General features: G+C 61.8%; 24 protein-coding genes and 2 pseudogenes. 7 read left to right on the top strand and 19 right to left on the bottom strand.

Going from position 1 to position 21,179, the window contains the following annotated elements; genetic code table 11:
• Positions 1–7 precede the first annotated feature (7 nt).
• From H556_RS0105560 to H556_RS0105535, 6 genes are all read right to left on the bottom strand, one after another.
• Entirely contained in the window at positions 8–289 is a 282-nt protein-coding gene (locus tag H556_RS0105560) for a VirB3 family type IV secretion system protein (protein WP_024353499.1), read from the bottom strand.
• Positions 289–621 (bottom strand): TrbC/VirB2 family type IV secretion system protein, encoded by a 333-nt coding sequence (locus H556_RS0105555; protein ID WP_024353498.1) that lies wholly within the window; start codon positions 619–621, stop codon positions 289–291. Before H556_RS0105555 ends, H556_RS0105560 begins: the two co-directional genes overlap by 1 nt.
• A complete protein-coding gene (gene trbB / locus H556_RS0105550; protein WP_024353497.1) occupies positions 618–1,601 on the bottom strand; it encodes a P-type conjugative transfer ATPase TrbB in 984 nt (327 codons plus the stop codon). The genes H556_RS0105555 and trbB overlap by 4 nt, the downstream gene beginning before the upstream one ends.
• 147 nt (positions 1,602–1,748) lie before the next feature.
• Positions 1,749–2,258 (bottom strand): CopG family transcriptional regulator, encoded by a 510-nt coding sequence (locus tag H556_RS0105545; RefSeq protein WP_245559421.1) that lies wholly within the window; start codon positions 2,256–2,258, stop codon positions 1,749–1,751.
• Entirely contained in the window at positions 2,239–4,224 is a 1,986-nt protein-coding gene (locus H556_RS0105540) for a conjugal transfer protein TraG (protein ID WP_024353495.1), read from the bottom strand. The genes H556_RS0105545 and H556_RS0105540 overlap by 20 nt, the downstream gene beginning before the upstream one ends.
• Before the next feature lie 124 nt (positions 4,225–4,348).
• Positions 4,349–5,308, bottom strand: coding sequence for a LysR family transcriptional regulator (locus tag H556_RS0105535; RefSeq protein WP_035302746.1), 960 nt, complete (start codon positions 5,306–5,308; stop codon positions 4,349–4,351).
• A 195-nt stretch (positions 5,309–5,503) separates the two neighbouring features.
• Between H556_RS0105535 and H556_RS16020 the strand changes: the two genes are divergently transcribed.
• Complete coding sequence (locus H556_RS16020; RefSeq protein WP_042061242.1) at positions 5,504–6,013, top strand: winged helix-turn-helix transcriptional regulator; 510 nt, start codon at positions 5,504–5,506, stop codon at positions 6,011–6,013.
• 4 nt (positions 6,014–6,017) lie between these two features.
• Positions 6,018–7,280 carry a beta-ketoacyl-ACP synthase II gene (fabF, locus tag H556_RS16015; protein WP_081650885.1) on the top strand — a complete coding sequence of 421 codons (1,263 nt, stop codon included), beginning with the start codon at positions 6,018–6,020 and terminating at the stop codon, positions 7,278–7,280.
• A gap of 34 nt (positions 7,281–7,314) precedes the next feature.
• On the opposite strand, the gene H556_RS0105525 is transcribed toward fabF, so the two are convergent.
• Both H556_RS0105525 and tet(G) read right to left on the bottom strand, forming a co-directional pair.
• Positions 7,315–8,232: a LysR family transcriptional regulator gene (locus H556_RS0105525; RefSeq protein ID WP_035302745.1), complete on the bottom strand. Its 918-nt coding sequence runs from the start codon at positions 8,230–8,232 to the stop codon at positions 7,315–7,317.
• A gap of 89 nt (positions 8,233–8,321) precedes the next feature.
• On the bottom strand, positions 8,322–9,497 hold the full coding sequence (tet(G), locus tag H556_RS0105520; RefSeq protein ID WP_024353491.1) for a tetracycline efflux MFS transporter Tet(G): 1,176 nt from the start codon (positions 9,495–9,497) through the stop codon (positions 8,322–8,324).
• 104 nt (positions 9,498–9,601) lie between these two features.
• Here tet(G) and tetR(G) point away from each other — a divergent pair, with 104 nt between their 5' ends.
• Positions 9,602–10,228: a tetracycline resistance transcriptional repressor TetR(G) gene (gene tetR(G) / locus H556_RS0105515; RefSeq protein ID WP_024353490.1), complete on the top strand. Its 627-nt coding sequence runs from the start codon at positions 9,602–9,604 to the stop codon at positions 10,226–10,228.
• On the opposite strand, the pseudogene H556_RS16505 reads toward tetR(G), so the two are convergent.
• The 10 genes and pseudogenes from H556_RS16505 to H556_RS0105470 all read right to left on the bottom strand — a co-directional run.
• Positions 10,225–10,341 (bottom strand): annotated as a pseudogene (locus tag H556_RS16505) (DUF3363 domain-containing protein); the annotation flags it as partial. The gene tetR(G) and the pseudogene H556_RS16505 overlap by 4 nt on opposite strands.
• 93 nt (positions 10,342–10,434) lie before the next feature.
• Entirely contained in the window at positions 10,435–11,649 is a 1,215-nt protein-coding gene (floR, locus tag H556_RS0105505) for a chloramphenicol/florfenicol efflux MFS transporter FloR (protein WP_024353488.1), read from the bottom strand.
• Between the two features lie 216 nt (positions 11,650–11,865).
• Positions 11,866–13,098, bottom strand: coding sequence for a DUF3363 domain-containing protein (locus tag H556_RS16500; RefSeq protein WP_414631162.1), 1,233 nt, complete (start codon positions 13,096–13,098; stop codon positions 11,866–11,868).
• A 168-nt stretch (positions 13,099–13,266) separates the two neighbouring features.
• Positions 13,267–13,728 (bottom strand): annotated as a pseudogene (locus tag H556_RS16800) (relaxase/mobilization nuclease domain-containing protein); the annotation flags it as partial.
• Positions 13,729–14,233: 505 nt separating this feature from the next.
• Entirely contained in the window at positions 14,234–15,130 is an 897-nt protein-coding gene (locus H556_RS0105495; RefSeq protein ID WP_024353486.1) for a lytic transglycosylase domain-containing protein, read from the bottom strand.
• The gene (locus H556_RS0105490) at positions 15,127–15,462 is read right to left on the bottom strand and encodes a DUF736 domain-containing protein (protein ID WP_024353485.1); all 336 of its coding nucleotides are present in this window, start codon (positions 15,460–15,462) and stop codon (positions 15,127–15,129) included. The genes H556_RS0105495 and H556_RS0105490 overlap by 4 nt, the downstream gene beginning before the upstream one ends.
• A 34-nt stretch (positions 15,463–15,496) precedes the next feature.
• Positions 15,497–16,042 carry a S26 family signal peptidase gene (locus H556_RS0105485; RefSeq protein WP_024353484.1) on the bottom strand — a complete coding sequence of 182 codons (546 nt, stop codon included), beginning with the start codon at positions 16,040–16,042 and terminating at the stop codon, positions 15,497–15,499.
• A complete protein-coding gene (locus H556_RS0105480) occupies positions 16,039–16,557 on the bottom strand; it encodes a DUF2840 domain-containing protein (RefSeq protein WP_024353483.1) in 519 nt (172 codons plus the stop codon). Before H556_RS0105480 ends, H556_RS0105485 begins: the two co-directional genes overlap by 4 nt.
• A complete protein-coding gene (locus tag H556_RS0105475) occupies positions 16,554–17,696 on the bottom strand; it encodes a replication initiator protein A (protein ID WP_024353482.1) in 1,143 nt (380 codons plus the stop codon). Before H556_RS0105475 ends, H556_RS0105480 begins: the two co-directional genes overlap by 4 nt.
• The gene (locus H556_RS0105470) at positions 17,697–17,966 is read right to left on the bottom strand and encodes a helix-turn-helix transcriptional regulator (RefSeq protein ID WP_024353481.1); all 270 of its coding nucleotides are present in this window, start codon (positions 17,964–17,966) and stop codon (positions 17,697–17,699) included.
• 463 nt (positions 17,967–18,429) lie between these two features.
• Between H556_RS0105470 and H556_RS0105465 the strand changes: the two genes are divergently transcribed.
• The 4 genes from H556_RS0105465 (at position 18,430) to H556_RS16265 (ending at position 20,243) form a co-directional block, all read left to right on the top strand.
• Complete coding sequence (locus H556_RS0105465; RefSeq protein WP_024353480.1) at positions 18,430–18,723, top strand: DNA -binding domain-containing protein; 294 nt, start codon at positions 18,430–18,432, stop codon at positions 18,721–18,723.
• 101 nt (positions 18,724–18,824) lie between these two features.
• A complete protein-coding gene (locus tag H556_RS0105460) occupies positions 18,825–19,538 on the top strand; it encodes an HNH endonuclease (RefSeq protein ID WP_024353479.1) in 714 nt (237 codons plus the stop codon).
• The gene (locus H556_RS0105455; protein WP_024353478.1) at positions 19,525–19,935 is read left to right on the top strand and encodes a hypothetical protein; all 411 of its coding nucleotides are present in this window, start codon (positions 19,525–19,527) and stop codon (positions 19,933–19,935) included. Before H556_RS0105460 ends, H556_RS0105455 begins: the two co-directional genes overlap by 14 nt.
• Complete coding sequence (locus H556_RS16265; RefSeq protein ID WP_155802412.1) at positions 19,932–20,243, top strand: hypothetical protein; 312 nt, start codon at positions 19,932–19,934, stop codon at positions 20,241–20,243. The genes H556_RS0105455 and H556_RS16265 overlap by 4 nt, the downstream gene beginning before the upstream one ends.
• An 8-nt stretch (positions 20,244–20,251) precedes the next feature.
• Here the strand turns inward: H556_RS16265 and H556_RS0105450 are convergent, their stop codons facing one another.
• On the bottom strand, positions 20,252–21,133 hold the full coding sequence (locus tag H556_RS0105450) for a hypothetical protein (RefSeq protein WP_024353477.1): 882 nt from the start codon (positions 21,131–21,133) through the stop codon (positions 20,252–20,254).
• Positions 21,134–21,179 lie beyond the last annotated feature (46 nt).

The raw sequence follows: 21,179 nt of genomic DNA, 5'->3' as shown, positions 1-21,179 counted from the left end.
TGCACCCTCAAACCGCCAAATGACCGGGGATGCGGAGATGCCGCCGCCCGACCTCGACAAAGAGGGGATCGCGCTTTGCCGCCCATACGGCCGCGAAGTGGCCGATTGCCCAGATGGCGATGCCGATCAGCCAGAGGCGCAGGCCGAGGCCCACGGCTCCGGCCAGCGTTCCGTTCATGATGGCGATGGCGCGCGGAGCGCCGCCGAGCAGGATATGTTCGGTCAGCGCCCGGTGAACCGGGACCGTGAAGCCCGGCACGGCGTCCAGTTGCTCGAACGCGACGGCCATCAAACGAGCGCCCCGCCGCCGAACGAGAAGAACGACAGGAAGAAGCTCGACGCGGCGAAAGCAATCGACAGGCCGAACACGATCTGGATCAGACGGCGAAAGCCGCCGCTGGTGTCCCCGAACGCGAGGGTCAGGCCGGTGGCGATGATAATTATCACCGCGATAATTTTTGCGACGGGTCCCTCAATGGACTGAAGGATTTGCTGAAGCGGTTGCTCCCACGGCATCGACGATCCCGACGCATGGGCGGCCGGGGCGAGCATGAAGCTGATAGCAAGGGTGGATGCGGCGGTCGCGGCGAAGCGATAGCCGCGCGAAATCGTGCGGATCATGAAGATTCTCCTGTGCTGGTTTGGATTGCGGGGGTGATGCGGTAGTCGCCGTCCGGCCCCAGCCCTTCGACGCGGGCAAGCTCGGCAAGCCGGCGCGCGGAACCGCGCCCGGAAAGGACAGCAACAAGGTCGATTGTCTCGGCGATCAGGGCGCGCGGGACGGTGACGACAGCCTCTTGGATGAGCTGTTCAAGGCGACGGAGCGCACCGATGCCGGTGCCTGCATGGATGGTGCCGATGCCGCCGGGGTGTCCCGTTCCCCACGCTTTCAGGAGGTCGAGGGCTTCCGATCCGCGCACCTCGCCGATGGGGATGCGGTCGGGGCGCAGGCGCAGCGAGGAACGCACCAGATCGGAAAGCGTCGCCACGCCGTCTTTCGTCCGCATCGCCACTAGATTGGGCGCGGCGCATTGCAGCTCGCGCGTATCCTCGATGATGACGACGCGATCCGCCGTCTTCGCCACCTCGGCGAGCAGCGCATTGGTCAGCGTGGTCTTGCCGGTGCTGGTGCCGCCCGCCACGAGGATATTTGCGCGGGAGGAAACGGCCGCGCGTAACGTCGCGGCCTGATCGGTGGACATGATCCCCGCCGCCACATAGTCGTCGAGGCTGAACACGGCGACGGCGGGCTTGCGGATGGCGAAGGTCGGGGCGGCGACCACGGGTGGCAGCAGGCCCTCGAATCTTTCGCCAGACTCCGGCAGCTCGGCCGAGATGCGCGGGCTGCGGGCATGAACCTCCGCGCCGACATGATGCGCGACCAGCCGAACGATGCGTTCGCCATCGGCGGCGGACAGGCGCTCGCCCGTATCGGAAAGCCCTTCGGACAGGCGGTCGATCCACAACCGCCCGTCCGGGTTCAACATCACCTCGACCACGGCCGGGTCTTCGAGCAGCCGGGCAATGGCGGGGCCGAGCGCGGTGCGCAACATGCGTGCGCCGCGCGCAATGGCTTCCGGTTTTTGGTGGTTGGTGGTCATGTCGGCCCCGGCTTCTTGCGGGGACGCGACAGGCCATCCCCGGATCGGGGTCGATTAAGAGAGGCCGAAATCTGGCCGGTTCAACAAGTATCTAGCTGCGTGCGGTGATCGGCGGCGAACGGCGGTAAATAGGATGGGTCCGAATACTTATTCTTGATCGCCGTTGCTCTCGGACTCGTCCGGCAACGGATCGTCGGGAAGTGAGTCGAGGTCACGCGACAGCTCTTTGAGGAACCTGTCGCCCGTCGCCAGACGCCGTCCGAGATTCTGCATGAAGCCCTCAAAGCGCTCCGCGCCTTTGGCGCGGGCAGCGGATTGTGCGGCTCCCGTAAGCGGCGGCGTGAGGGTCATCCAGAAATGGATGAACTGCGCGACCGCCTCGCCAAGGACGGCGAGATCTAGGTCGAGCGTGTCGATCTGGCGGCCGAGCTTGTCCAAGCGGCGCGACATGGCGGCTTCAAGCTGGTCGGCGGAATCGCCGGACAGGTAGGACATGACCGCCGCCTCAACGATGGCGGATTTCGAGACATTGCGGCGCAGCGCCACCGAGCGGCGCAGCGCCATCGCCTCGATCTGTGGAATGAGCGCGGGGTCGAAATAGAGATTCAGGCGGGTTCTGGTTGCCATGGGCGTATCCTCAAAGGTCGATTCCATCATCGGGGTTCATCGCCACCTGCCGCGCCACCATCCTCATGCGCTGGCGCATGGCGCGGGCCTTGGCCGCGTCAACGTCCGGCTCGTCGTCCAGAAACTCGAACTCCTGTTCGGGGGATGGCGGCGGGGCGACGATTTCCTCATGCTCGGGCAATTCCGGCTCGCGGCGGATGCCCGCATTGGCCGGATCGCCTTCGGCCTCGCTTCCGCACGTCGCGGAACGGCTTTCCGCCGCGACCACGCGGCCGGACCAATCATCGGCGGATGGGCTGGGCGCCAGCGGAGCGGCGACCAGATCGGGCGGGGTCAGGATGCGTTCCTGCAATCGCGCATCCTCGAAATAGCGCGCCTTGATGGCGCGGATCGGCGGCGTGCCCGCGACCATGACGATTTCGTCGGTGGGTGGAAGCTGCATGATTTCGCCCGGCGTGAGCAGCGGCCGGGCCGTCTCCTGCCGCGACACCATCAAGTGACCTAACCACGGGGCTAGGCGGTGCCCTGCGTAGTTGGTGGAGTCGCGCAGCTCGGTCGCCGTGCCTAATGCGTCTGAAACACGCTTCGCCGTCCTTTCGTCGTTCGTGGCGAAGCTGACGCGGACGTGGCAGTTGTCGAGGATCGCGTTGTTCGGGCCATAGGCGCGCTCGATCTGGTTGAGGCTCTGCGCGATCAGGAAGCCTTTGATTCCGTAGCCCGCCATGAAGGCGAGCGCCGATTCAAAGAAATCGAGCCGGCCGAGCGCCGGAAACTCGTCCAGCATCAATAGCAGCCGATGGCGCTTGCCGGAGGTGGTCAATTCCTCGGTCAACCGCCTGCCGATCTGGTTGAGGATCAGGCGGATAAGCGGCTTTGTGCGGTTTATGTCGGACGGCGGCACGACAAGGTAGAGCGTGACGGGCTGGCGGCTGCCGACCAGATCGGCAATGCGCCAGTCGCATCGCGCCGTCACCCGCGCCACCACGGGATCGCGGTAGAGGCCGAGAAACGACATGGCGGTGGAGAGCACGCCCGACCGTTCGTTCTCGGATTTGTTCAACAGCTCGCGGGCCGACGACGCGATGACGGGATGAACGCCCGCCTCGCCGAGATGCGGCGTATCCATCATGGCGCGCAAGGTCGCCTCGACCGGACGGCGGGGATCGGACAGGAAGTTGGCGACGCCCGCCAAGGTCTTGTCCTTCTCCGCATAGAGAACATGCAGGATCGCGCCGACCAGCAGCGAATGGCTGGTCTTTTCCCAATGGTTGCGCTTGTCGAGACTGCCTTCGGGATCGACCAGAATATCCGCGATGTTCTGCACGTCGCGGACTTCCCATTCCCCCTGCCGCACTTCGAGCAGCGGATTGTAGGCGGACGATCTGGCGTTCGTGGGATCGAACAGCAGGACGCGGCCATGCTGGGCGCGAAAGCCGGCCGTCAGAGTCCAGTTCTCGCCCTTGATGTCGTGGACAATGCAGCTTCCCGGCCATGTCAGCAGCGTCGGTACCACCAGCCCGACACCTTTGCCGCTGCGAGTCGGGGCGAAGCACAACACATGCTCCGGCCCGTCATGGCGCAGATAGTGCCGGTCGTATCTGCCGAGCACCACGCCATCGGGGCCGAGCAGACCGGCGGCGCGGATTTCGCGATCCTCCGCCCATCGCGCCGAACCATAGGTGGCGACGTTGCGCGCCTCCCGTGCCCGGATGATCGACATGAGGATGGCGGCGGCGATGGCGATGAAACCGCCGGACGCCGCGATGATGGCACCTTCGACGAAGATTGCGGGCGCATAGGCGTCAAACGAAAACCACCACCAGAAGAAGGCCGGCGGATAATAGACCGGCCAGCCCGCCAGCTCGAACCACGGATTGCCAAGCTGGAGCTGGAAGCGGAGGCGGAACGCCGTCCATTGCGTCGCTGCCCACACCATCACCAGAACGATGGTGAAGACGACAGCGATTTGACCCCAAAGGATTCGGCCTCCGCGCAATGCAGGCTCCAGTCGGCAAAAGAAACGGAGCCGATCAGAGAGTAGGCAAAACCGGACAGGCAACAGGAAAGGGGGTGCGGGAGGGCTACCGGATACTATCGGCGGCAAATAGGACGGGTTGCGTTCACCGCCATCCGGCCGGGTGATCGCCGCTGCGCAACTGGCCGGGCGAATCGCCGCAACGCCTCATATTGTTTGCAAGGTTGAGCAGGTTTTTCAGGGTGGCGCTGCGATTGAACGGCGACCAGACGGCGGTGAACGCAACCGGCTCTGGCTCATCGGCGAAAGGCAGGAAGACGATGCCGGACGTGGGCAGCAGCGCCGTAGCTGCTCCGACGATGGTGATGCCGAAGCCCTGTCCGACCATGGACAGCAGCGCGCCACGCCCCACGTCGAAGCGCAGGATTGACGGCGCGGGCCAGCGCCCGGCATGGCGCAGCACGATATGGCTATGAACCTGCGGACCTGTGCCGCCATGCCGGACAAGAAACGTCTCGCCTGCCAGATCGGCCCATGTGACGGCCGACTGCCCGGCGAGTGGATGCCCATCCGGCAGCACGGCAACCAACTGTTCGGTCCAGATCGGGTGGGTGTGGCAGTCTGGCAGCTCGGGCGTGCCCGCGACAAACACCACGTCCAGCCGGTCGGCGCGAAGCTGCATCACCGCTTCGCGAGCTGTCCCTTCCGTCATCTCGACTTCAACGCCGGGATGGTCCTCGCGGTATTGGCCGATCAGCTTTGCGAGGAAGCTGTGCGGGATCAGGGCATGGATACCGATACGAAGCCGGCCGCTTTCTCCCGCTGCCGCCATGCCGGCGGTCTTCACTGCATGGTCCAGTTGATCGACGCCGGCCGCTATCCGCTCGACGAAGTGGTGTCCGGCCTCGGTCAGTCGGACGCCGCGCGCGTGACGCTCGAACAGAAGGATACCAAGGTCTTCTTCCAGCGCCTTCACGCGGGCGCTGACGCTGGATTGCGCCACGCCGAGCGCATTGGCGGCGTGGCGGAAGTTCAGATATTCGGCGACGGCGAGTGTCTGGATCAGCGATGCGAGGGGGATACGCGATCCGAGCGTGGTCGGCATACCCCATGGGCAACCATCCATCGGTGCTGATCGCCGCCGCATCGCTCAAATGCCACTACAGTGCTTTGTTCCACGCCGTAGCAGACGCAGGTGCTTGGCTCCCTTAGAATGACGCATTGGATTACCCCTCCTACTATGTCGCCTACTGCGCATAGGTGACTTGCATGATGGAAGTTACACCATTATGGATGTGTCATGCAACGAACAAGCTTTCTGTCATTCGAGTGTCCCGCAGCCCGAGCGCTGGAAAGCGTCGGTGACTGGTGGAGCATCCTGATCCTGCGAGACGCCTTCCAAGGGCTTAGCAAATTCGATGAATTCGAGAAGAATCTCGGTATTTCCGCGAACATTTTGGCGAGGCGATTGAAGCATCTCACGGCGGAAGGACTGTTTGAAAGGCAACGATACAATGATCATCCGCCTCGATTTGAATACGTCCTTACCGACAAGGGGCGAGATTTCTATCCGGTAGCAATCGCCCTGTTCGCATGGGGGAACCGGAACCTTGCGCCCAATGAAATAGCCATGCGCCTTGGTGACAAGAAAACCGGACAGGAGAGGACCGCCGTTATCATCGACGCGAATACAGGAGAAGCAATCACTCCCGAAAACACCGTTCTTCTGGCAGGCCCCGCCGCAACAGAGGAAACGATGCGCGTCATAAATCGCATGAAGCGAATAAGCTCAGAAAAAGAAACGGAATAATCCAATGCGCCGAATTGTTGTAACCGGCATGGGTTTAGTTGGCCCCCTTGGTTCTGGCACTGAAATAAGCTGGAAAAGACTCCTCGACGGGAAATCGGGAATCAGGAATTTGCCTGATGAAATCTCCAATGATCTACCGGTGAAAATCGGGGGAATCGTTCCCAGCCTGATTGAAGATTCCGAAGCCGGTTTTGATCCAGATTTAATCGTTGACACAAAGGATCAACGAAAAATGGATCGCTTCATTCTGTTTGCACTTGCGGCCGCGAAGGAGGCTCTTGAAACGGCAGGATGGCATCCCACGAGCGACTACGAACGTGAGCGCACGGCGACAATTATCGCCTCTGGTATAGGCGGGTTTCCTGCTATCGCTTCGGCAGTTCGCATAACGGATACACGGGGAGCACGGAGGCTCTCACCGTTTACCGTGCCGTCGTTTCTTGCCAACCTTGCAGCAGGACACGTTACCATCAGGCATGGATTTACAGGCCCAATTGGCACGCCTGTAACCGCCTGCGCTGCGAGCGTTCAGGCCATCGGAGACGCCGCGCGGCTGATACGCTCCAACGAAGCCGATATCGCTCTGTGCGGTGGAGCAGAAGCGTGCATTGACAAGGTTAGTCTCGGGGCATTTGCTGCCGCGCGAGCACTATCTACCGGCTACAATACTACACCTGAAATGGCGTCAAGGCCGTTCGACACCGAGCGCGATGGTTTCGTAATGTCCGAAGGGGCGGGTCTGATCGTCATAGAAGAATTGGAACATGCCCTTGCTCGGGGTGCCAAACCCATAGCCGAATTGGTAGGATACGGCACAAGCGCTGATGCACACCATGTGACTGCCGGTCCAGAGGACGGTCGAGGCGCGGCCCGTGCAATGAAAATCGCGCTACAAAGTGCCGGTTTGAAGCCCAACGATGTTCAACATCTGAACGCTCATTCAACCTCCACCCCCGTAGGGGATCGAGGAGAAATAGCCGCGATAAAATCCGTTTTTGGCGATCATGATGTAGCTGTAAGCGCCACGAAGTCAGCGACGGGGCACTTACTCGGTGCCGCTGGCGGCATTGAGGCGATCTTCACGATACTCGCCTTACGGGATCAAATCGCTCCCCCAACGAGAAATTTGGAGAGCCCCGATCCTATTGCCGTAGGTATCGATCTGGTTCGCCAATCTGCACGGCCTGTTCTCATGGAACATGCCATTTCCAACGGATTCGGCTTTGGCGGCGTTAATGCAAGTGTCGCTTTCCGGCGATGGCAATAACAGTCCCGGACGGTGCTTCCGCGACCACTTCGGCTCACGCCCTCGCTATCCGTGGCAGTACTGAATTCGTGCAGACCTGCCGGCCCATGTCGTTGGCGAGGCTGAGCAGGTTACGAAGCGCCGCGCTGCGGTTGGACGGCGACCAGACAGCCGAGAAGGCGACCGGCTCCGGCTCGTCGGCGAAGGACAAGAAGACAATGCCGTTTGTCGGCAACAGCGCCGTGGCCGCGCCGACGATGGTGATGCCGAAGCCCTGTCCGACCAAGGACAAAAGGGTGCCACGCCCCACGTCGAAGCGCAGGATCGACGGCGCAGGCCAGCGCTCGGCATGGCGTAGCATGATATGGCTATGAACCTGCGGTCCAGTGCCGCCATGCCGGACAAGGAACGTCTCGCCTGCCAGATCGGGCCATGTGACGGCTGACCGCTTGGCGAGCGGATGCCGTTCCGGTAGCACCGCCAAGAGCGGTTCGGTCCATGTGCGACGGGAATGGCAGTCGGGTGGTTGGGGCGTGCCCGCGACGAACGCCACGTCCAACCTGCCGGCGCGAAGCTGCACCACCGCTTCACGGGCCGGGCCTTCGGCGATCTCGACTTCAACATCGGGGTGATCCTTGCGGTATTGGCCGATCAGCTTTGCGAGGAAGCTATGCGGAATCAGGGCATGGATACCGATACGAAGCCGGCCGCTTTCTCCGGCTGCCGCCATGCCGGCGGTTTTCACCGCATGGTCGAGTTGGTCAATACCTACGGCTATCCGCTCGACGAAATGGCGTCCGGCCTCGGTCAGCCGAACGCCGCGTGCATGACGCTCGAACAAGAGGATGCCGAGGTCTTCTTCCAGTGCCTTCACGCGGGCGCTGACGCTGGACTGTGCAACGCCGAGCGCATTGGCGGCGTGACGGAAGTTGAGATATTCGGCGACAGCGAGAGTGTGAACTAAGGTCATCATTGGCACTCGCCCCGAAAGGAGATGATTGCTCAACGGATTTAATCCGTCATTTCTCGTAAGTCTACGCATACCAATTCGCCATGACTCAATCACAATGAAGTTGCGAAAGGTCTGCGTAGTATTGGCAGACATATTAAATAGAGGATCGCGCCGAAAATCCAAACCCAACCGTTCCATGCTCCTACGGTGGCAGAATAGAGTGCCGTGAAGCCAAGCGGTCCCGCGATAGAGCTTAGATTGGTGAGGCTTGTAAGCGTTCCCTGTAAAGCTCCTTGCTTGTTACTGCTGACATTGTTTGAAAGCATTGCCTGCAAGGCCGGCATGCCAACACCTCCGGCGGCAAGCAGCAACAAAATCGGGAACACCATCCATCCCTGCGTGGCAAAAGCCAGAAGAATGAAGCCAGTCGCATCCGCAGCCATGCCAAACAGTAGCGTGCGCCGTTCTCCAAGCCGGCTTGAAAGAGGGCCGGTAACAAACGCCTGAAAAATCGCGTGTGTTGCTCCAAACGCCGCGAGCGACAAGCCAACGGTCGTGGTGTTCCACTGAAAACGATCCTCGCCATATATGACCCATAGGGCCGCAGGGACCTGGCCGATCAGTTGAATAATGAAGAAAACTGCGAAAAGGGCCACTAGCCCGCGCAATGCATCATCCAGCCGGAACAGAACGAATGGTTTGATGCGAACCGGCTTTCCGGTCTCGCCATCGCCGCGACGAGTCTCCCTGAGGAAAATGCAGGCTAGCAGGAACGCGAAGCCGTTGAGAAGGGCAGCGGCGATAAACGGAGCATGGGCAGAAATACCACCGAGCATACCACCAAGTGCTGGCCCGGCAATCATGCCTGCCCCATAACAGGCCCCCATGTAGCCGAACCAGCGTGCGCGAGAACCTTCCCCCGTCGAATCCGCAATGGTTGAGGCAGCTACAGCTCCGGTTGCGCCCGTGATGCCGGAGACGAGCCGGCCGATATAGAGCACCCATAAGACCGGCGCTGATGCCATAATCGTGTAATCGACTGCGGCCCCCGCAAGGGAAGCCAGAAGCACCGGACGCCGACCGTAAGCATCTGAAAATTGTCCAAGCACGGGCGCGAAGATGACCTGCATCAACGCATAGAGTGACAGCAAAGCACCATAGTGACCAGCGACCTGCTCCGCCGGCACAAGCTCGCGCAGAAGCGTCGGAAGGACCGGCATGATGAGGCCGAGTCCCATGGCGTCGAGACTGACGATCAGCAGGGCGATGATGGCAGAGCTGCGCACCTGAAACTCCAGCGCCGCTCAATGCGAGCGACTTTATCAATGATAAGGACATGGACATAGAACTTATCGGTGATAAATTGTCAAGCGTTGGCGAAGGAACGTGAATGACCAAACTGGACAAGGGCACCGTGATCGCAGCGGCGCTGGAGCTGCTGAACGAGGTTGGCATGGACAACCTGACGACGCGAAAGCTCGCTGAACGCCTCAAGGTTCAGCAGCCTGCGCTTTACTGGCATTTCCAGAACAAGCGCGCGCTGCTTGACGCACTGGCCGAGGCAATGCTGACGGAACGCCACACCCGCTCGCTACCCGAAGAGAACGAAGACTGGCGGCTATTCCTGAAAGAGAACGCCCAGAGTTTCAGAACGGCGTTGCTCTATTATCGCGACGGGGCGCGCATCCATGCCGGCACTCGACCGACAGAACCGAATTTTGGCGCTGCCGAGACACAAATACGCTTTCTCTGCGCGGCGGGCTTTGGTCCGAAGCACGCTGTTTGGGCGCTCCGGGCGGTCAGTCACTATGTGGTCGGTTCCGTTCTCGAGCAGCAGGCATCTGATGCCGATGAGAGAGTTCCGGACAGGCCAGATGTGTCCGAGCAAGCACCGTCGTCCTTCCTGCACGATCTGTTTCACGAGTTGGAAACAGACGGCATGGATGCTGCGTTCAACTTCGGACTCGACAGCCTCATCGCTGGTTTCGAGCGGCTGCGTTCATCTACAACAGATTAGAGGCTTATGCCCCTTTGCCGCCCCAACTGCCACGACACCGATCCGCTTTGCACGATGCCGATGACCTCACGGCCGAGCTGGCGGTCGATGACCGGCCGCCACGGGACAAGGGAAATGAGCGGTATCTTGCCGGACAGGATACCGCCATTCACAAGGTTTCGATGATTATTGCGCCGCATCGGAGCGGGCTTGCTTCCAGTCGTCGGCTAGACGACTGGCGACTTCTCGGTGGCAGCATCACGGGATCGAAGGAGCGCCAGCCCCAACGACACCAGCACTGCCATTGCCGTGGCGTAACAAATCACGGGCCACGCTGTATCGCCGTTTAACAGCGTCACCGCCAATGTCCCGACGATACTGACTATCAGGCTTTGGATGCAGAAGTAGAACGCAACCGCTGATCCAGCGATGTCGTCGAACTGCGCAAGTGCGCCGTTGGCGGTAACGGACACCGTGAAGACAATGCCGACCGCGACAACCCACATCGGCAGGATGAAGCTGAAAAATGACGGCGATCCGAAAAGTTGGCCGATCCCCAACAGGATCGCGCCGGAAACGAGCAACGCCATCCCGCGCGCTACGCATCCCGCGATACCCCATTTGGCAACGAAGGACTTTGCGAAGCGGGTTGTCGTGACCATGACCAGCGCGACAGTCGCGAAGGCCAAGCTAAATCCGATCTCGGAATAGCCGGCTTGGCCTATGAGAACACGGGGGGCTGTCGAGAAGAAAACGAAGAATGTGCCCATGCCGGCACTAAATCCGCCTGTGTAAACCCAAAAGGCCGGACTCGCGAAGATCGGCAAAACAGATCGTTGCGTTCTGGCCTGATCCAACGGTCGGGTTTCATGCCACCTGAAACTGGCGTTTAAGAGTGCGAGCGAAGCCAGTGCAGCCAGTGTGATGAAGATCGCCTGCCATCCCCAAAACTCGCCGATCAGCGCACCGGCTATAGGGCCGAGCGCAGGCACGAACGCCAGCATCGAACTGAAAAGGCCGTAGATGACGGCACCTTCGGGACGATTGGCATATACGTCGCGCACGGTCGCGAAGGTGGCCACCAGCATGGCCGATGCTCCAACTGCCTGAACCAGACGAAACGCAACAAAGGCTAATGCAGTTGAAGAACAAGCCGCTCCCAGAGACGCAGCAACGAAAGCCGTTGCGCCTACAAGCAGGATCGGCCGTCGCCCGACGCGATCGGAGAGTGGCCCAAAGATCACTTGGCCCACACCGAGCATCACCATGTAGAAGCTCAACGTGAGTTGGATTATGGATGGAGTCGTGTTCAGGACGCCCGGCATCGCCGGAACGACTGGAAGATAAATATCCATCGCCAGCGACGCGAGGATGTCGAAGGGAGCCATAAGCAGCAAGGCTGCCGGCAGCGTATAGGCCCACGCGGGGCGTGTGGTGGTCATGACGAATCAACCGCTCGATTAAGGATACCGGGCAGCGTCTGCTCGTCAGCAATCAGATGGGATTGGTCTTACAGAGCGCCGCAACAACAATTCTGATGTTGCGGCTTACTTGTCTGCTGACTTGGAATTTCCCATGCTGATGGCTCCACGATTACGAAATTGAATAGCAGCTCTTATCGAATTAGTTGTTGCGTTGCAATGCGGTATCGTTGGCTCCTATAGCCCCAACCCCCGCTGCCGCCCTAACTGCCACGACACCGAACCGCCCTGCATGATACCCGCGACCTCGCGGCCGAGCTGGCGGTCGATGATCGGCCGCCACGGGACAAGGGTGAACTCGTGGCTCTTTTCCACGATGGCGAACTTGCCGCTCGTTAGCTGGACAGTCCCGGTGAACTTGCCGCTGACACTCTCACCATCCTTGGCGGCGCGGAACGGCAGCGCCTTGCCCTCGGCCATCTCCGCACCGGCGCGCGCAACTTCCCGCTCGCGCAGGGTGGCGAGAAGATTGCGCCGGTAGAAGATGCGGCCGTCCCTGTTGCGCGTAGCGTCGCGCTGTTCGATATGATGCTCGCGGCGCTGGTCCATGGCTTCGCGGACCTGTTGCCCGAAGCCGGTCGGCGCAAGGTCGGCCGTTTCGCCATGGACCAATCGCCGGTCCAGCCATGTCGCGCCGTCCGAACGTATCTGCCTTTGCAGATCAACCGGGGAAAGCACGCGAACGCTGGCCTGCCGGTCGCGGCCGGCATCGTAATCAGCCGCGTGGCTGACCAGATCATCTGGGATGCGCCATTGGTCGGCGTCGATGCGCTCGACGATGCCGGCCCGGCGCAGCGCCTCCAGCCGCCGGACATGGGCATCGATATAGCCCTCATAGTCGCCGCCGGGAACGCGGCCCTCGAATTTCGCCTGCTCCAGATGACGGCTCGGCCGATAGATGCCGTCCTCGGCGATGGCGGTGATGGTGCGGTCGGACGGTCGGGCTGCCGCCTCGGCCGGGCCGATCTGGACGACGCTGCCGATGCGGGCGTCCTCCAGCCGCTCGGGCGCGATGCCGGCAATGTGGTGTGTGCGGCCGTCGATCCCGTCCACCACGATTGTCAGGTTCTCGCCCAGCTCGTCGGACAGGTGCTTGTCCACGACGCGGCCGACGATGGGCGTCTCGGGCGCTCCGTCATGGATTTGGAAGCTCATGGGATCGCGTTCGCCGCCCTGCGGCCCAAGCGCCTTGTGCATGGTGCGGATAATGTCGCCCCGCTCGCCCAACTCGCGCAAGACCGGTTCCATGTCCTTGCTCAATTCCCAAACACCGGGCGCGTGCTCGGTCGCCAGCCCCATCTTCTCCAGCTTGGCGAGCCTGCGCAGGCGTAGCGTTCGCTCGAACTGCCGCCTCGGCGCTGCCGGCTCGTGGCGCAGGTCGACGAAACGGGCATCGGCTTCCTCGGCCATGGCGCGATCGATGCGGGCGAAACGGTCCTGGTCGATTTCGGCGGACAGCTTGCGGGTCTGCTCAATCTCGGTAACGGGGCCGAGTTCCAGACTGGCAAGCTCGCTGGCGCGCTCGCGCAGGCCGTTGGCGAGATAGTCGCCGTTGATGACTAGATCCCCGCCCGTATCATCGCGGCCGTTGACGATGACATGCACATGGGGATGGCCGGTGTTGTAGTGATTGACGGCAACCCAATCCAGCTTCGTGCCGAGGTCGCCTTCCACCTGTTTCATGAAATCGCGGGTGTAGGCCGTGAGGTCCGACAGCTCCGCGCCATCCTCGGGCGAGACGATGAATCTGAATTGATGGCGGTCATCCTGACCACGATCAAGGAAGGCGTCGCCATCGGCGCGGTCTTCATGCGCCGAATAGAGCTGGCCGCGTTCGCCGTCGCGCGAGGTTCCGTCACGCTGGACATAGCGCAGATGCGCGCGGGCACGGCCGCCCTTCCATGCGGCCCGGACGCTGCGCTGCTTGACGATCACGCGGCGGCTGCCCGGCTGGCGATGATGCCAGTTGCCGGATATGTTCCGGGCGCGCACGAAGCTCGCGCCCCGGCCGCGCTTCACGCCCTTGCCGCTGGCGGCCATGGCGCGAGACCGCCCCGGCGATGACGGGCGCGCGGATGACGGCATGGAAGGATCGCGTGAGGCTGCCGCCTGATGCTGGCGGGTGATCTTCCTGACCTGCGTGAAAAAGCTCTTGGTCTTGCCGGCCTTCGGCGTGTCGGATCGGATGCGGCCGGGCTTCGGACGGAAGCGGTTTTCGTCGTCGGCGCTCAAGGGCGCGACTCCAGCCCAAACCGCCGAAAAACGGCCGATCTGCGCCTATGGTGCCGCTCGAAACCCTGCAAAGCCAAGGCTTTGCGCAAAATCGCGGCACGCGGCCCCTCAAAACCATGGTGCCGGAACCGGCCACCTAACCAGTGTGCAGACAACAACAATTTCCAGAAGCGGCCCCATATGGTGCCGTCTTCTTTAATCTTGCCCTCCGCCCTTTCTGTCTTTTCTGCCCCTCCTGCCGGGAATCCTGCCGGGCGCAAACCTGCCCGACCGGATGCCGAAACCAAAGCCGCCGAGCGCGGGAACGCCGCCCTCATGGCGTTCTCCCATCGCTGGCGCTCGCCACGAAAATGCTGCCGTCCTGCGGCTCCGCACGGGCGGGATCGCGCGCCGGAACGGTCGCGCGGCCGTCGCCTGTTTGCACCTCGGACGGCGGCGCGGCGGCCGCTCGCGTGTCGGCCGGGCGCATGACGAACAGCGGTGCCTCGCGCCAGTCGGGCGGCGGTGCCGGTGGTTGCAACGACGCATCCGATGGAGCCGCGCCGCCAAGGATCGGGGCGAGTGCGGCAACATAGGCGCGTGTCTCGGCGGGAAGCGGGCGGCCCGTCGCATGGTGCTCGTCATAGCGGCCGGGGCCGGCGTTATAGGCCGCAAGCATCGCGCCGACATTGCCGTAGCGGTCGAACATCTCGCGCAGATAGGCCGTGCCTGCGAGGATGTTGTCGCGCGGGTCGTAGGGATCGCGGCCGAGGCCATGGCGGACGCGCAGGCCCGCCCATGTGTCGGGCATCACCTGCATCAATCCCATCGCCCCGGCCGACGATATGGCGCGCACATCGCCCGCGCTTTCGGCGCGCAGCACGGCACGAATCCAGTACTCGGGGATGCCGGAACGCTGCGACGCCTCGGCGATGTGCGCCGCATACGGATGGGCAGCGGCCGGGCGCTCGACCGACGCGGATTGCGCAACGGCGACGCCCGATCCGATGCAGACGGATAGCGCCCCCGCCAGCAGCAGGACGGCATAATGCCATGCCGGCCTGTCTCCGCTTCGCCGCCAGCCTGCCAGCGTTCTCGCTGCGGTCAAGGGCAAGGCGCAAGCGCCGGCCGTTTGGTCGCCGAGCGGGACGAAGGGATGAGACGGCTTTTCCGCGAACAAAGGGATGCCGATCTTTGACCGGATGGCGGGCCGGCCGCGCGCGGCCGTCATTCCTCGTCCTCGATCTTCCGGGCGTGCTTCCAACGCAGGGTCCAGACCGAAGGATCGTCGTTGGACTGGAACAGCTTGGCGCGGATCGGGAACGGGAAGATTGGCCCCTCCAATCGCATCGACACGAAGTCGCCAGCGTTCTCGCTGGAGTCTTTCCATGCGGGGCCGGCGTCCGGGCCGTCCTCGCTATCGAGGCGCACGCGATAATCGGGCGCGTTTTTTGCGTCGCTCGGCTTGGCCGGGACGATGAACAGCTCATCGCGGAGGCCGAACGAATGAAGCTCCCCCGCATAGCCGCTTTCGGTGCGGGTGAAGGTGCCTATCTCTGCCATGGAAATCTCCTGTGGTTGGTTCTCGGGGGGTGGTTCAGTGGGTCGGCGCGCGCCACTCGTAGCGGCCGACGCCTTCCTCATCGGTCCAGAGCGGGACCGCCCGGCCGATGACGGAAGCTGCGGGGATGGGTCCGAAATACCGGCCGTCGAGGCTGTCGCGGACTTCCCAATTCATGAGGAAAAGCTGGCCGTCGCCGATGACGCGGCAGCCCTGCCAGACGGGCAGATCGCGGCCGAGGCTGTCACGCTCCAGCGCCTCGCCCATCTCGATCCCGTCCACCGTGATCGTGCGGTTGGTGCGGCAAATCTGCTGTCCGGGCAGGCCCAAGACGCGCTTCAAGAGCGGGACGCCTCGCGCGCTATAGCCGCGCTCGACCATGAACGCGGCGAGCGGTTCGGGCGGCATGACGGCGACTAGCTCGGGTACGTCGATCCGGTCTGCCGGCTCGACGGTGTAGAAGCCAATGGGCGCGCTGGCGGTGGCGTTCCAGATGAGCCTCAATGGCGTCTCGACCGCGCTTGCGGCGGCGGTGCCGATGACGGCGAGCGCCGTCACCGTGAGGGTGCGGCGGCGCGTCATGGGGCGATCCTTCGGCGATGAAGCCACGCGGCATGTCGCTCGGGCGTGTAGGCGTGCGCCTCCAGATTGGCGGTCAAACGGTTGTGGACGTGTCGCCAATGCTCCGGCGAGGCATCGGCCGGATCGAGGCCGAGCGATTCCACGGCGTCGATGGCGGCAAGCGCGCGCTGCACCTTGGGCCAGCTATCGAGGCGCAACAGGATTTCGCCGCCGGGGCGCACGAAGGGCAATGTCTGGAACGGCTCGCCCCGGCCGATGGCGCGCACAATGTCGATGCGCGAAACGACAGTGCCGTGCTCGCCCTTCGCCCATCGCACGAAGGCAAAGACGCTGCCCGGCGCGAAGCCGACGACACTCCGGCGACGGTCGATGATCTGCTCGTAGCTCTTGCGGCCGAAGCGTATCCAGTGCTCGACCTTGCGTTTCTCGAAGCTCAGCTCGACCAATGTTGTGAAGGGCGCAGGTCCGTCCGGCAGCGGACGGCCGTGCGCGCTGCAATGGGCGCGACGGGTCATTGTTCGTCTCCGGTGATGTGCTGGGGGCTGCGCGGGCGCAGCGCGTCGAGCCCGGCGGCCGTCATGGCTCGCCCCTTCGGGCAGGAACCGGCACCACGCTTCGCCTGCGCGCGCGTCAAAGAAAAAGAGTTAGATTCTCTGTTAGATAAGTTAGCGGTCGGATTCCGCGTTTCAGGCCAAAGTGTTAGCTGCGGTTCGTGCGCCTGATCTGCCGATAGTGGTGCGCCTGATGTGCCGATACCCCGTGCGCCTGATCTGCCGATGGCATTAACAGGGTTATCAACAGTGCCTGTTGACAGCTTTTCGGGGCGGATGCGCAGCAGCTCGCGGCCGTCTTCCCGCTCGATCCGGAGCCGATAGCCGGGGAGTGGCTGGCGGGCCGCGATGCGGCGCAGGTCAAGCGCGAAGTCGGACGGCCGCGCGAGGCTGCCGGATTTCTGGTGAAGATGCGCGACCTCGAAAATCCAGCCGTGGCGCTGGTGCCCGGCGTGCTTTCTGGCGACGCGGTAAAGCCATCGCTCGATGCCGCCAGTCAGCCGGAAATAGGCCGGGTCGATGGTCAGGACCAGCGAACGGTCGATGACGCTGTTGTAGAACCATTCGGGCAGGACGAACTCCATGCCCTCGACGCGGCCGGCGCGCGTCGTCATTTCCTCCCACTCGTTGATCCATGAGAATTGCCGGCGACGCCAATGCGGGCCGTTGCGGATGGTGGTGGCGATGACGGTCGATTGCAGCCGCGCCAGCGCGGCTTTCAGAAGCCGGTATTGATGATTGCCGGTCGGCCGCCCGATGGCGCGCAACAGATGGTAAGGCGTAAACCGGACAAAGCGCGAAGTGGTGAGGCCGTTGTTCTCGGCCGCAACGATCTGCGAGGCCGCCCATATCAGCACATCGGCGTCCCATATGGTCGCCATGCCGTGCTCGGGCATCCCGAACACCTGCACCTCTATGTCGGCGGCCTTGTAGAGAATCGGCTTGTTGCGCGGGGTCTTCGCCAGCGAGAAAAACGGCCGTTCCATCAAGTCGCGCTGGTCGCGCGGCGGCGCGTCGCCCGTTGCGACCACGAAGGGGTCTAGGCGGCTGCGCTCGCTGTCCTCGCCCGGCAATGCGCGGTCGTGATCGTCCTCGCGCAGCATCTAGCAGTCGCCCCGTTCTTCGGGCGTGAGCGGACGCGCGGGAAATACGGTGCCGGCGGTTTTGTCGCGGGTGGATTTGCGCTCGCCGACCGCGCTCCAGTCTTCCAGATCGCGAACGGTGTAGAGGACACGGCCGCCGACCTTGCGATAGGTCGGCCCGGTCCCGTAGGTCCGATGTTTCTCAAGGGTTCTGATGGATATGCCGAGGAAGCGCGCGGCTTCTTTGGTGCGCAGCAGGCGCGGCGGCAGTCCCGCAAGCGGGTTGGGCATGGATCACCTCCAGTCGGGATTGGGCTGCCGGTGGCGGCAGCGGACTGTGGCGGACCATGGCGAGGGATCGGCGGCGCGTAGCGTGCCGCATTTGCGCCTATGCGCTGGCGGCACCCCCTTCGGGGCGGTGCGCGGCCAATAGATGAGGGATTTCAGCGGCTCATCGCCTGTGGCGTTGAATAGGCGAAGACATTCGAGCGCTGTTCGGCTAAGAATGTCAGCGGAGCAGACGCGCTGCTCCGGGGCGTCGAAACCCCTCTGTTACCGTTTGGTGCCGGCCGTTACGGCACCGCACTCCTTGACCTATGGTCGGGGAGCCTGTGGCGTATACAACAGGCTTTCCGAGCTAAAGGCCATGGGGCCGTGTAACAGCGGTTTCGAACTCCCCGATCACCAAGAGTCAGAGAGAATCGTTTGCGGGGGCGCACCGCAGACAAAGCTCTCTCGGAAACGGGGAATGACTATGCGAACTCCCGTCGAACTCGATCCCGATGTGGATGATGAAGCGCCGACCGGCAACGCCATAACCGCCTATGACGAACGGCACTACGTCACCTACCTGCGCTTGCTGGACGCGAAGGCCGAGGGCGCAGACTGGAAGGAAGTCGCGCGGATCGTGCTGCACCGCGATCCGGTCGCCTATGAACTTCGGACTTATCGTTGCTGGCAAAGCCATCTCGAACGCGCGCAATGGCTATCGCGTGATGGCTATCGGAAGATTCTGGAACAGGCAGCAGCTAATGAGTCCGGTGGCTGACGTGTGCTCTTCGGGGCTGCATCATCAGGTTAGCTCGCCGTGAGACATGAAACTGTGAACCTATGGATAGATGTTTTTGTAGACCATGATATTCAGATGTGATGGCGATCACTCAGAAATCAGTCAAGATTCTCTGGTCAGCGGCTGGCGGTCGTTGCGCCTTTGCCGGCTGTTGGGAACGTCTATGCTACCATGAGGCAGAAGACGCCGCACCCTACACGCTGGGTGAGATGGCGCATATCTGCGGAGACAAGCCGGGGGCCAATCGTCATGATGTGGGCCAGACGGACTCCCAGCGGGACGACTATGAAAACCTAATACTGCTCTGCCCAACGCATCACACGCTGATCGACCGCAAGGAAAATGAAGCCGTCTATACGGTCGAGATTCTGCATGCGATGAAGGCAGAGCACGAAGCACGGGTGCTCGAACGCTTGGATCAAGACCCCATGCCTACCAAGCAAGATATTGCCCGCGCAATTCTGCCGCTGTTGGAAGAGAACAGGCAGTCTTGGGCGCAGTATGGCCCGCTTTCTGAGCTAGCGCGAACGCAGCCTCACAATGAATCGGCGCATGCGGTGTGGATGTCGGAGCGTCTATCAGTAATAATTCCTAATAACCGGAAGATTGCAGTGCTGCTTGAAGAGCACCGATCTCTGTTCGACGCGGACGAACAGGGGGTGGTTGCGGCCTTCTTCCTGCATGTGCGCAGCTATGAACAATGGGTAGAGGATGCGATTCCGTATGCAGCGGTGAAACGCTTCCCTATGGAATTTGATGATCTCATTCGGGGGCTTGCCGATGGCGGCGCATAGCGAAACCTTTCCTTGGACCAGCCATTACGGCCACTACAATTACTTTGAGGGGCAGATGGGTCGCCATGGGAAGGTTGTCTCACTGACTCGTGAGGGCAACGGCGTCTATACATTGGAGAGAAGGCAAGGTGACACGCTCCGCGTGTTTATCTGTGAATGCTATGCGTTTGGAATCGCGGAATATATCGAAACTATCGAACAGCTTGGCGAGGTCAATGCCGTAGTCATCAATTCCGCGTGGTGCGGATACTCCCCGGATGCGAAGCGGCACTGTCGCGATTCCAATGTCGGACTGTTCAAGATCGGGGAATTCATGGGCGCGTTACACCGCGATGATTACTGGCTCCACCTCACCGAAATGGAAGAGGAATACTTCCAGAAGCAAGGCTGGCTGTGACGCACAGCGTCACTATCTATGGTTTTGGATCGGCTTTTGACGATGCGAAAGCACCTCGTGATGTTGATCTTTTAATAGTGCATCAAGGCACCGATCTCGCATCTTGCCAGTTAGCCATCGAGTGCAAGAGGCGACTCGCTGAATCCATAGATCGGGCACACATAACAATGCTTTCGGAAGCAGAAGAGGCACATTTTGAGTTCATTAAGACGGCGCGGGCAGTGCGTCTTGGGGCGATCCGTGAAGATTACTTCAACGTCGATTTAACGGCACTAGACGCTGAGCTTCATAAGTTAGGTGCGCGATAGGTCACGTCCTATCGTGGCGATTCGTCTCTCGCGGCCGGGGTCGACGCACCTTCCCCGGCGAGGAGTCCACGAATATCCCGCAGGATTGCGGCAGTCTCGCTGTCGGACGTGGCAAGCGCCTCAGTCAATTGGTCGTCGGCAACGGTCTGAGCGTTGCGCATGGTAGTAAGTTCAGACTGCATGGCTTCAAGCGCCGCTTGAACCTCGGCCCCATTGCTCGGTTCGCGGCGATATTCCGAATAGATGATCTGCGCGGCAGGCATAGCGACAGCAATGAATACCGCGACTACGCCGATCCAGATGGCGCGGGCTGCGGTGCGGTCATTGTCGGCTGCCGCTTTCTCGAATTTCTGGAGGAACTCAGCGGCAGCTCCTTGAAGTCCCGTGGCAATCTCGGCAGCGTCGGTGGCAATGACTTGCATCTGCTCGAAGCGCTCTTCTATCCGCTCAAGCCGCCTGTTGGTCTCAAAGATCGGGTTCGGCGGAATAGGAGGAAGCTCAGGAATGCGGGGTATTTCAGTTTCGTGCAGACGCATCGCATCAATGGCGCTTTTCTGTGCTCCAATCTGCTCAGCTAGGCGACCCAAAGATGAGTTCTCTCCAGCGATGCCGCCAAGGGTCTTCATGCGGGCTTCAAGATCACGCAATGGCCCGAGAGATGTTTCCGTCGCTTTCTGTGCTGCGGTGACACTGTTTAACTGCGGTGTAATTCTGTCCTGCAAGTCACGGAAGGGTTGTGTCTGGCGCTCTATACCCTCAATAGCCTTGCGAACCGTATCGTTCATTGCAGGCGGTCGCATGCCGCCGATCATGAGCTTGGAAATATCCAGACCTTTAGCGCCAGGGGTATCCTCCCCTCCGTCACCGTCACTGTTATCGTCATCCGCCATAAACGTGCTCTCCCAACAGCGCCGATGCTTTCTGAATATAGTTGCT

This window comes from Brevundimonas naejangsanensis DSM 23858, from assembly GCF_000421705.1.
GTDB lineage: Bacteria > Pseudomonadota > Alphaproteobacteria > Caulobacterales > Caulobacteraceae > Brevundimonas > Brevundimonas naejangsanensis.
The sequence above is the reverse complement of the archived record's forward strand: the minus strand, read 5'-3'. Positions and strand labels throughout refer to the sequence as shown.

Bases quoted from the DNA above. Each gene is read 5' to 3' on its own strand.
- H556_RS0105560 (WP_024353499.1), bottom strand. From the start codon at position 289: ATGGCCGTCGCGTTCGAGCAACTGGACGCCGTGCCGGGCTTCACGGTC.
- H556_RS0105555 (WP_024353498.1), bottom strand. From the start codon at position 621: ATGATCCGCACGATTTCGCGCGGCTATCGCTTCGCCGCGACCGCCGCA.
- trbB (WP_024353497.1), bottom strand. From the start codon at position 1,601: ATGACCACCAACCACCAAAAACCGGAAGCCATTGCGCGCGGCGCACGC.
- H556_RS0105545 (WP_245559421.1), bottom strand. From the start codon at position 2,258: ATGATGGAATCGACCTTTGAGGATACGCCCATGGCAACCAGAACCCGC.
- H556_RS0105535 (WP_035302746.1), bottom strand. From the start codon at position 5,308: ATGCCGACCACGCTCGGATCGCGTATCCCCCTCGCATCGCTGATCCAG.
- H556_RS16020 (WP_042061242.1), top strand. From the start codon at position 5,504: ATGCAACGAACAAGCTTTCTGTCATTCGAGTGTCCCGCAGCCCGAGCG.
- fabF (WP_081650885.1), top strand. From the start codon at position 6,018: ATGCGCCGAATTGTTGTAACCGGCATGGGTTTAGTTGGCCCCCTTGGT.
- H556_RS0105525 (WP_035302745.1), bottom strand. From the start codon at position 8,232: ATGATGACCTTAGTTCACACTCTCGCTGTCGCCGAATATCTCAACTTC.
- floR (WP_024353488.1), bottom strand. From the start codon at position 11,649: ATGACCACCACACGCCCCGCGTGGGCCTATACGCTGCCGGCAGCCTTG.
- H556_RS16500 (WP_414631162.1), bottom strand. From the start codon at position 13,098: ATGGCCGAGGAAGCCGATGCCCGTTTCGTCGACCTGCGCCACGAGCCG.
- H556_RS0105495 (WP_024353486.1), bottom strand. From the start codon at position 15,130: ATGACGGCCGCGCGCGGCCGGCCCGCCATCCGGTCAAAGATCGGCATC.
- H556_RS0105490 (WP_024353485.1), bottom strand. From the start codon at position 15,462: ATGGCAGAGATAGGCACCTTCACCCGCACCGAAAGCGGCTATGCGGGG.
- H556_RS0105485 (WP_024353484.1), bottom strand. From the start codon at position 16,042: ATGACGCGCCGCCGCACCCTCACGGTGACGGCGCTCGCCGTCATCGGC.
- H556_RS0105480 (WP_024353483.1), bottom strand. From the start codon at position 16,557: ATGACCCGTCGCGCCCATTGCAGCGCGCACGGCCGTCCGCTGCCGGAC.
- H556_RS0105475 (WP_024353482.1), bottom strand. From the start codon at position 17,696: ATGCTGCGCGAGGACGATCACGACCGCGCATTGCCGGGCGAGGACAGC.
- H556_RS0105470 (WP_024353481.1), bottom strand. From the start codon at position 17,966: ATGCCCAACCCGCTTGCGGGACTGCCGCCGCGCCTGCTGCGCACCAAA.
- H556_RS0105465 (WP_024353480.1), top strand. From the start codon at position 18,430: ATGCGAACTCCCGTCGAACTCGATCCCGATGTGGATGATGAAGCGCCG.
- H556_RS0105460 (WP_024353479.1), top strand. From the start codon at position 18,825: ATGGCGATCACTCAGAAATCAGTCAAGATTCTCTGGTCAGCGGCTGGC.
- H556_RS0105455 (WP_024353478.1), top strand. From the start codon at position 19,525: ATGGCGGCGCATAGCGAAACCTTTCCTTGGACCAGCCATTACGGCCAC.
- H556_RS0105450 (WP_024353477.1), bottom strand. From the start codon at position 21,133: ATGGCGGATGACGATAACAGTGACGGTGACGGAGGGGAGGATACCCCT.